7 protein-coding genes, 5 tRNA genes and 1 rRNA gene are annotated in these 8,119 nt (G+C 42.4%); 11 read left to right on the forward strand and 2 right to left on the reverse strand.

Annotated elements, in window-relative coordinates; translation table 11 throughout:
- The first annotated feature begins 286 nt into the window (after positions 1 to 286).
- Together ACWI_RS04225 and ACWI_RS04230 are read left to right on the forward strand one after the other, a co-directional pair.
- The gene (locus tag ACWI_RS04225; RefSeq protein WP_276495648.1) at positions 287 to 982 is read left to right on the forward strand and encodes a winged helix-turn-helix domain-containing protein; all 696 of its coding nucleotides are present in this window, start codon (positions 287 to 289) and stop codon (positions 980 to 982) included.
- Positions 983 to 991: 9 nt separating this feature from the next.
- On the forward strand, positions 992 to 2,743 hold the full coding sequence (locus ACWI_RS04230; protein ID WP_070370183.1) for a sensor histidine kinase: 1,752 nt from the start codon (positions 992 to 994) through the stop codon (positions 2,741 to 2,743).
- Positions 2,744 to 2,772: 29 nt separating this feature from the next.
- On the opposite strand, the gene ACWI_RS04235 is transcribed toward ACWI_RS04230, so the two are convergent.
- Together ACWI_RS04235 and ACWI_RS04240 are read right to left on the reverse strand one after the other, a co-directional pair.
- Positions 2,773 to 3,309, reverse strand: coding sequence for a Gx transporter family protein (locus tag ACWI_RS04235; protein ID WP_070370184.1), 537 nt, complete (start codon positions 3,307 to 3,309; stop codon positions 2,773 to 2,775).
- A complete protein-coding gene (locus tag ACWI_RS04240; RefSeq protein ID WP_070370185.1) occupies positions 3,309 to 3,653 on the reverse strand; it encodes a NusG domain II-containing protein in 345 nt (114 codons plus the stop codon). The genes ACWI_RS04235 and ACWI_RS04240 overlap by 1 nt, the downstream gene beginning before the upstream one ends.
- A 141-nt stretch (positions 3,654 to 3,794) precedes the next feature.
- On the opposite strand from ACWI_RS04240, the gene ACWI_RS04245 reads away from it, so the two are divergent.
- The 9 genes from ACWI_RS04245 to ACWI_RS19240 all read left to right on the forward strand — a co-directional run.
- Positions 3,795 to 4,865 carry an FAD:protein FMN transferase gene (locus tag ACWI_RS04245; RefSeq protein WP_084633488.1) on the forward strand — a complete coding sequence of 357 codons (1,071 nt, stop codon included), beginning with the start codon at positions 3,795 to 3,797 and terminating at the stop codon, positions 4,863 to 4,865.
- Positions 4,866 to 4,934: 69 nt separating this feature from the next.
- Complete coding sequence (locus tag ACWI_RS04250; protein WP_070370186.1) at positions 4,935 to 6,092, forward strand: M20 metallopeptidase family protein; 1,158 nt, start codon at positions 4,935 to 4,937, stop codon at positions 6,090 to 6,092.
- A gap of 15 nt (positions 6,093 to 6,107) precedes the next feature.
- Positions 6,108 to 6,851, forward strand: a complete 744-nt coding sequence (locus tag ACWI_RS04255) for a class I SAM-dependent DNA methyltransferase (protein WP_070370187.1) — start codon at positions 6,108 to 6,110, stop codon at positions 6,849 to 6,851.
- Positions 6,852 to 6,925: 74 nt separating this feature from the next.
- Positions 6,926 to 7,001 (forward strand) — tRNA-Val (locus ACWI_RS04260).
- Between the two features lie 13 nt (positions 7,002 to 7,014).
- Positions 7,015 to 7,091: transfer RNA gene (locus ACWI_RS04265), tRNA-Asp, on the forward strand.
- A 422-nt stretch (positions 7,092 to 7,513) separates the two neighbouring features.
- A tRNA-Phe gene (locus tag ACWI_RS04270) sits at positions 7,514 to 7,589 on the forward strand.
- A gap of 9 nt (positions 7,590 to 7,598) precedes the next feature.
- Positions 7,599 to 7,673, forward strand: a tRNA-Gly gene (locus tag ACWI_RS04275).
- Between the two features lie 9 nt (positions 7,674 to 7,682).
- Positions 7,683 to 7,756: transfer RNA gene (locus ACWI_RS04280), tRNA-Cys, on the forward strand.
- Positions 7,757 to 8,013: 257 nt separating this feature from the next.
- Positions 8,014 to 8,119: ribosomal RNA gene (locus ACWI_RS19240) — 16S ribosomal RNA — on the forward strand; the annotation flags it as partial.

An 8,119-nucleotide genomic window follows, 5' to 3' on the forward strand; every position in this document is an offset into this window, starting at 1 on the left:
AGAGAAAGACTGGCTTGATGGCCAGTCTTAATTTTTTGCAAAAAAAAAAGAACCGCTTCAGAAGAAACAGCTCGTTTTTCTAAATGAAAAAGGGGAGTAATTCATTTAGCGATAAAGGATTATATGTGATAAATTCATTATATGAAGAAGGAACAAAGAATACAATCATTATTTTTTCTATAACGTTTTCAGAATTATGTAATAGTTTACAATTTAATCAAAAATTTACAGAACAGAATTTGCGGATGTGTTATAATTTCATTACACAAAAAATGAAGGAGTCATGATGAAAAAAATACTGATAATCGAAGATGAATTGAATATATATGAACTGATTAAATTTAACCTGGAAACGCATGGGTTTGAAGTCGACGGCGTTCAGGATGGCGGCGAAGCCATTGCAAAGATATTGGAAGTATTGCCGGATCTGATCATTCTGGATCTGATGTTGCCGGGAAAAGACGGCATCAGCATTTGCCGGGAGATTCGTGCCAATAACGTTATTTCCTACATTCCGATTATTATGCTGACAGCAAAAAGTGAGGAATTCGATAAAGTACTGGGGCTTGAAATTGGTGCCGATGACTATATTACCAAGCCTTTTGGGGTCAAAGAACTATGTGCCCGGGTCAAGGCGGTTTTAAGACGGACGGAGATTCTTTTATCCAAGGAGGATGAAGCCATTGTGGTAGGTGATCTTCAAATCGATCCCAAGGCGTTTGAAGTTTATCAAAATGGGGAAAAACTGGCCTTAACCCTTAAGGAATACGAATTGTTGGTTTTTTTGGCTAAACACCGGGGTCAGGTCTTGACCCGGGACCAGCTGCTGGATCAGATCTGGGGTTTTGACTACTATGGAGAAACCCGAACCGTGGATGTCCATATCCGCTATTTAAGAAAAAAAATCGAGGAACAATCTGAAGATGGCAAAAAATATATTGAAACAGTCCGGGGGGTTGGCTATCGTTTTATTGAAAAATAGGAGCATGCGATGAAGAAACGTCTGTCTATTTCACTGACTGTCATTATCATTGTCAGCATCACAATCTGTGGCTTGTTTACGACCATCAGTTATCGTCAAAGTTATTATGCCGACACTGAGAATAACATCAAAAAGAGCAGTAACTATATTATGAATTACCTGTTACCTGACTTTCTGGAAACGGGAAACAAAAAAAATTTGGATAATTTTGCTCAAAGTACCAATGTGCGGATGACAATTATTGACACCCAGGGGGATGTCATCTACGAATCCGTTCAAGGTTTGGGCGCACTGGAAAACCATAAAAATCGACCGGAAATCCATGGCGCAATGGCTGGCCAACAAACGACTGAGGTGCGATTCTCCAACACCATCAAAGACGAAATGATCTATGTCGCTACCCCTTATTTTGATGAAGATAAGGAAGTAAAGGCGGTATTACGAATATCCATGCCGGTTAATGCCATGGATGATGCCATGTTTGAAATGATCAACAATATTATTTTTGTGATCCTAACAACAATCATGGCGACGACCCTGTTGATAAATTACTTTATCAACAGGGAAATGAAACCACTGGAAGAAGCTTCCGTTTTTGCCAGAGAAATTGCCTCAGGCAAATATGGACAGCAACTGACCATGATTCGTGAAGATCAAATCGGAGAGCTGGTGGAATCGCTCAATCAGATGTCAATCCAATTGGACAACTCGTTTACTGAGATGAACCAGAAGAATGCCGAGCTTACGGCGATCTTGTCCAATATGAATCATGGGGTCATTGCAATTGATAAAAAGAACCACATTGTCCATTTAAACGAAGCGGCCCGGAAGGTCTTGCGGATTCCCAGAAACGAACATGTGATTGGACATAATATTCTGGAAGTTTATCGGGAGTCTTTTATTCTGGAACTGATGAATTATCTGGAGAATGATCCTAGCGAAAAATTGAGCTTTGAATCACGGATTCATTCAAATCAGATCTTGCGGGTTTATATTAACCATATCGAAGAAAATAATAGCATCAACGGTCATATTATTATTTTTGAGGATATCACCCTGTTGAAAAATCTCGAAAAAATGCGCCGGGATTTTGTTGCTAATGTGTCCCATGAGCTTAAAACACCGATTACCACCATCAAAGGTTTTATTGAGACCATTCAAGTCAACCACATCACTGATCCGAAAACTCTGGAACGATTTTATTCGATTATTTATGAAGAGAGTGATCGCCTCAGCCGCCTGGTCAGTGATATTCTGGTTTTATCGCAACTGGAAAACAAAGGCGGATTTGAAAGACGGTTCGAATTGCTGCATATTGATATGGAAATCAAGCAGATTTTTGATATTTTAAAGTTGAGCGCCGAAGCAAAGTCCATGGCCTTGGAACTCAACAGCCAAGAATCAATTGAATTGGAATTTGTGGCAGATGAATTCCGGCAGATGATGATCAATCTGATCGATAACGCCATTAAATATTCAGAGCCAGCCAATCGGGTGGAGGTTACCCTTTCGGAACAAGATGAAGTGGTCACTATTCAGGTGCGGGATCATGGCTACGGGATTCCGGAGAAGGATGTAGACCGGATTTTTGAGCGGTTTTACCGGGTGGATAAGAGTCGCTCCAAGGAGAAGGGCGGCACCGGTCTGGGACTGGCCATTGTTAAACACATCGTTCACAACAATCGTGGTACGATTGCTGTGTCGAGTCAGGTAGGCGAAGGAACTGAATTTAAGATTAGCTTGCCGAAATTTAAAGATTGATAAAAAAATAACCGGTCAGTTTTGATCGGCTATTTTTTTTGAGGTAGGTTCAGTTTTGAGAAGATGGTGGTTTTGCCAAGCAGACGCATCAGCTCCCGGGCGGTGACACCAATAAAAATCCCGGTGGGAATGGCCAGTACCATCAGGAATAGAAAATAAAGCAGGAGACTGGTCGTTTGCACAACAATGGCGGCCACGATGACCTGACCGAGATTGTGTGAAATGGCCCCGAAAACACTGACCAGGATAATTGAAATTTTGTCTTTAAAAAAGTGCAAAAGCAAGCTCATGACCAGCAGACTTAAGAGGCCGCCGCCCAGACTGTAGACAATCGAAAAGCCGCCGCCAAAGAGGAAACCCGATAAAAAAATCCGGGCGATCACTACCAGCAGGGTTAGCGGCCAACCCAGAGTCAACAGCGAGACCAGGGTAATAATATTGGGCAGGCCGATTTTGGCTCCGGGAATCGGCAGTGGCAGAGGAATCAAGCTTTCAATATAACTAAGAATCAGCGCCATGGCCACATAAAGACTGAGAATAACCAGTCGGTAGGCTTTTGAAGTCATCAGGAGTCACCAGTGATGACTTCCACAACCAGTTTGTGTGGCAGACAGACAATGGTTTCCCCGGGGCTGGAAATAGGATAGGTTTTGACACAAATATGGTCGGGACAGTCGGCCTCCACCATTTTGGCAGTGCCGTCAGAAATTTCAAGTGTATTAAAACCGGTTGCATCAGTAAAGATTTCGGTGCGATCTTCAGAAAGTGGGAAAATGCCAATAACCTCGCCCTGACGGGTGACTCGAACCGAAAGTGGAGAATCGGTTTTATTGATTAAATAAAAAGCGGCAATGCCGATTAAACTGACGGCAAGTAAGCCGACAATGATGATGATTTCATTTTTTTTCATGGAAACCTCGTTAATTTTTAATAAAGAACGCTCTTATTTTATCTGAAAAAAACCGGATGGTAAAGTCTTTACCATTTTTTTATGCTTTTTTTCAGAGTCTTTGGTATAATACATATATTTGTTAAAGGAACGGGTGTATAGATGAAGCAAATCAGCAGAAAAAATAGGGGATGGAAAATTACTGCAACAGGGATTGTTTTTTTACTTCTGGTCGGAGGTTTAACGGGCTGCGATCAGAGAAAAACAGTGTCCCGGAGTGATTTTTTGCTGGATACCTTTGTTAGTATCACCCTTTATGGGGAGTCGGATGAACAATTGCTTGATCAGCCATTTGAACGAATTGAAGCATTAAACAGCAGTCTCACTGCCTTTGAAACTGGCAGCGATCTGGGACTGATTAAAGAGAATGCCGGGATCAAGCCTGTTACTGTGTCCGAGGATACTTACCGCATCATTGAAAAGAGTCTGGAATACTCTAAAAATTCCGGTGGATATTTTGATGTGACCATCGGTCCGCTGGTTGATCTCTGGGGGATTCACTCACCAGAAACCAAAGAAGCCCCGACTCAAGAAGCAATTGACGCCACGAAAGCCAAAACCGATTATAAGAAGATAATCTTAAGTCCAGATGATCAGTCAGTTTATTTAACCGAAGCGGGGATGGCAGTGAATCTAGGGGCGATCGCCAAAGGTTATATTGCCGATGAGGTGATGGCGGTTCTTAAATCTGAAGGGGTGAAGCATGCGATTGTTAATCTCGGTGGGAATGTGCTGGTGATGGGAGGAAAAGCTGATAACAGCGATTTCGGGGTTGGTGTTGAAGATCCCAGAAATCCAGGAAATGGATATTTGGGAGTATTATCCATCAAGGATGGATCGGTCGTGACTTCGGGGGATTATCAGCGCTATTTTGTGGATGCGGCCGGAAACAAGTACCATCATATTCTTGATCCCTTTACCGGCTATCCCGCCAACTCGGGGCTGATTCAGGTCACTGTGGTTACGAATGCCTCCATCGATGCGGATAGCCTATCGACAACGCTGTTTTTATTGGGCTTGGATGAAGGGCTGAAGAAAGTTGAAGCACTGCCGGATGTGGAGGCGATTTTTATCACCAGTGAAAATAGGATTGTGGTTACCAGTGGTTTAAAAGACAGCTTTGTGTTTGATCAAGCGAATTATGGCGATACCTACACCATCACTTTCCGCTGACCATTTTGTGAGCTTGACAGGAGTGCGATGGCGGTAGGCGTAGTAATGAATGAAAAAAGAAGGGCAAGAATGGAAGTTAGTGAGCAATTAAAAATTTATCAAGATGAAGCAAGTAAACTGCGGCGGGATCTCCATCGGATCCCCGAAGAGGGTTTTGATTTACCGAAAACTCAGGAGTATTTGATCAACTATCTGACAGACCTGGGATACCAGCCGGAGAAAGTCTGTGAAACGGGTCTTGTATTATATATTAACGGACAATGCGATGACGATGCGATTGCCTTTCGAGCCGATATGGATGCCCTTTGCATTCGGGAAGAAGCCAATCACGAATACATTTCGAAGCATCCCGGATGGATGCATGCCTGCGGACATGACGGACATATGACGATGAATCTGTTGCTGGCAAAATATTTGGCTGATTTTCCCGAGCAACGAAAAAGAAGTGTACTACTTATTTTTCAGCCCGGCGAAGAAGGGCCCGGGGGAGCAAGACCGATGATTGATGCCGGGATCTTTAACAAATATCCGGTTAAAGCCATTTTTGGTTATCATCTGTTTCCCTTTATTGAAGAAGGTAAACTGGCAACAAAAGCCGGGCCGATGATGGGTCAAAACAGTGAGTTTTTTATCACTGTGCATGGGCTCAGTGGTCATGCTGCGGAACCACAACGGTCAATGGATGCCATTGTTGCCAGTGCGTCATTAATTACCTGTTTACAGAGTATCGTCAGTCGCAACACCAATCCCATGGAAAGTGTGGTGATCTCAATTGGCTTACTCAATGGGGGAACCCGGGTAAATGTTGTGGCCGATCAGGTTAAGCTGGGCGGGACGATCCGTTCATTTAGTGAAAAAAGCCATCAGAAGCTCCATCGACGGATCGAGGAAGTTGTCAAAGGGGTTGAACTGACCCACGGCTGTCATATTGAGCTGGAGTTTGTCGAAATGTACCCGCCAGTGATTAACGATGAACGGCTTTATGAGATTTTTAAAGAGCAGATCCCCCAGGAAAACCGAGTTCGATTTCGAAAAGTCATGTTATCTGAGGATTTTTCGTTTTTTCAGAAAGAAGTGCCGGGTTTATACATCGGCTTAGGAACTGGCAACGAAGAAAAAGGATTTAACAAAAATCTGCATACAGCAGACTTCAATTTTGACGAGCAGGTCTTACTAAGGGGCCTTGACACATCACTACAAATGATCAACTACTCAAAAAAATACTAACACAGGAGAACAAAAATGTACGAAGAATTTGCACAGGTTTACGATGAATTGATGAAAGAAATTGATTATACAAAATGGTCTGATTATATTCAGCGGTTATTTTTAAACAGCAAACGTGAAATAAAAAATGTTATGGAATTTGGCTGTGGCACCGGAAATATCACCTGCAATTTGGCCCAGGCAGGGATCAATATGACAGCAGTCGATTTATCCGAAGCGATGCTGACTGTGGCAGACGAAAAAGCAGACCGCATGGGGCTCAAAAATATTCAGTTCTATTTAGGTGATATGAGCAACTTTCAAATCAATCAAACATTCGATGCAGTTATTTCCTGCTGTGATAGTGTTAATTATTTACCCGATCTGGCAGCCTTACAGAGCTTTTTTCTAAGTAGTTATGAATGTCTGGAAAATGAAGGGATTTTGCTTTTTGATGTCAATACAGTGACAAAATACAAAAAAACCATTATGGATAATACCTATGTCTATGATTTGGATGATATTTTTTGCGTTTGGGAAAACGAACCACATTTTGACGAAAATGCCATGCATTTCAATCTGACATTTTTTGAAAAGAATAAGAATGGCACCTATAATCGTCATGAGGAGACCCAGATACAGTATTTCTATACCATTGAAGATATTCATCGCTGTCTGGTCAACATTGGCTTTAAGAATATGAAGTATTATGATTTTGGAACCTTTATGCAAGGCAGCAATGAAGGTGAACGGATTCAGGTTATTGCCGAAAAAAGATAAAATTAAAAAAAACGATAAAAATGGTTGACAATTAGTTTTTACTGCCGTATAATAACGCTTGTATCTCAACTGATGGTCGCATAGCTCAGCTGGGAGAGCACCTGCCTTACAAGCAGGGGGTCACAGGTTCGAGCCCTGTTGCGACCACCATTTTTACACATGCGGCCTGGTAGTTCAGTTGGTTAGAATGCCAGCCTGTCACGCTGGAGGTCGAGAGTTCGAGTCTCTTCCAGGTCGCCATAAGTATTATCCCAATTTCTTTCAGAAATTGGCCAGAAGTTGAGCACAAGCGAGACGACAGTGGTAATACTTACGCGTTTTGATTGAAAACTCATCCGATTAGGATGAGAAGAGTTTTCAATTAAAATACGATCCAATAAAAAGCGAATAGCAATTCACTGCTGCCCCAAGGTTAATGGAGTTCTCCAATTATTGGGTAATTAACCACGGCGTGGCAATGTTATGCGTCGAACTTTAAACGTTTAACACAAATGAAAACAAACAACCTATCTTAATTATTTGCCCAGATAGCTCAGTCGGTATAAGTAGAGAACCAAAAATGCACGAATGTAATGAGTGGACATTTTTGTGTGAATCACTTAGTTAGGCAGACAAATGTGTTGCCGAAACGATTGAAGACGAACAAGCCTTTTTTATTACACGCCCAGATAGCTCAGTCGGTAGAGCAGGGGACTGAAAATCCCCGTGTCGGTGGTTCGATTCCGCCTCTGGGCACCACCATGATTAGCGGAAGTGGCTCAGTGGTAGAGCATCGCCTTGCCAAGGCGAGGGTCGCGGGTTCAAATCCCGTCTTCCGCTCCATTTTGATCAGGCGCCATAGCCAAGTGGTAAGGCACGGGTCTGCAACACCCTCACCCCCAGTTCAAATCTGGGTGGCGCCTCCAAAAAAAACAAAAAAATAGCTTGACATTTAAAAGTAACGACGGTATAATTTAAAAGCTTCTTAAGTGGGAGCAACGGTCATAGAAAAGAGAATAGTACCATAAAACCTGTAAAACAGCCAAAACATCCGGAAGGATGAATGCGGCTAAATAGAAACAGAGAGATGAACTCTATAAAACATTAACTCGGTAGAGTATAAAATACGCTTTATTCAAAATGAGACAGCATTTAAAAGCTTAACGGCTTTAAATACAAACTTTTTATTGAGAGTTTGATCCTGGCTCAGGACGAACGCTGGCGGTATGCTTAACACATGCAAGTCGAACGAGACGAGATGGAATGACCCTTCGGGGGAATGAAATCTC

It is taken from the genome of Acetobacterium wieringae, from assembly GCF_001766835.1.
GTDB classification, from domain to species: Bacteria; Bacillota; Clostridia; order Eubacteriales; family Eubacteriaceae; genus Acetobacterium; species Acetobacterium wieringae.

Coding starts and splice junctions, on each gene's coding strand:
- ACWI_RS04225 (WP_276495648.1), top strand. CDS start 287: ATGAAAAAAATACTGATAATCGAAGATGAATTGAATATATATGAACTG.
- ACWI_RS04230 (WP_070370183.1), top strand. CDS start 992: ATGAAGAAACGTCTGTCTATTTCACTGACTGTCATTATCATTGTCAGC.
- ACWI_RS04235 (WP_070370184.1), bottom strand. CDS start 3,309: ATGACTTCAAAAGCCTACCGACTGGTTATTCTCAGTCTTTATGTGGCC.
- ACWI_RS04240 (WP_070370185.1), bottom strand. CDS start 3,653: ATGAAAAAAAATGAAATCATCATCATTGTCGGCTTACTTGCCGTCAGT.
- ACWI_RS04245 (WP_084633488.1), top strand. CDS start 3,795: ATGAAGCAAATCAGCAGAAAAAATAGGGGATGGAAAATTACTGCAACA.
- ACWI_RS04250 (WP_070370186.1), top strand. CDS start 4,935: ATGGAAGTTAGTGAGCAATTAAAAATTTATCAAGATGAAGCAAGTAAA.
- ACWI_RS04255 (WP_070370187.1), top strand. CDS start 6,108: ATGTACGAAGAATTTGCACAGGTTTACGATGAATTGATGAAAGAAATT.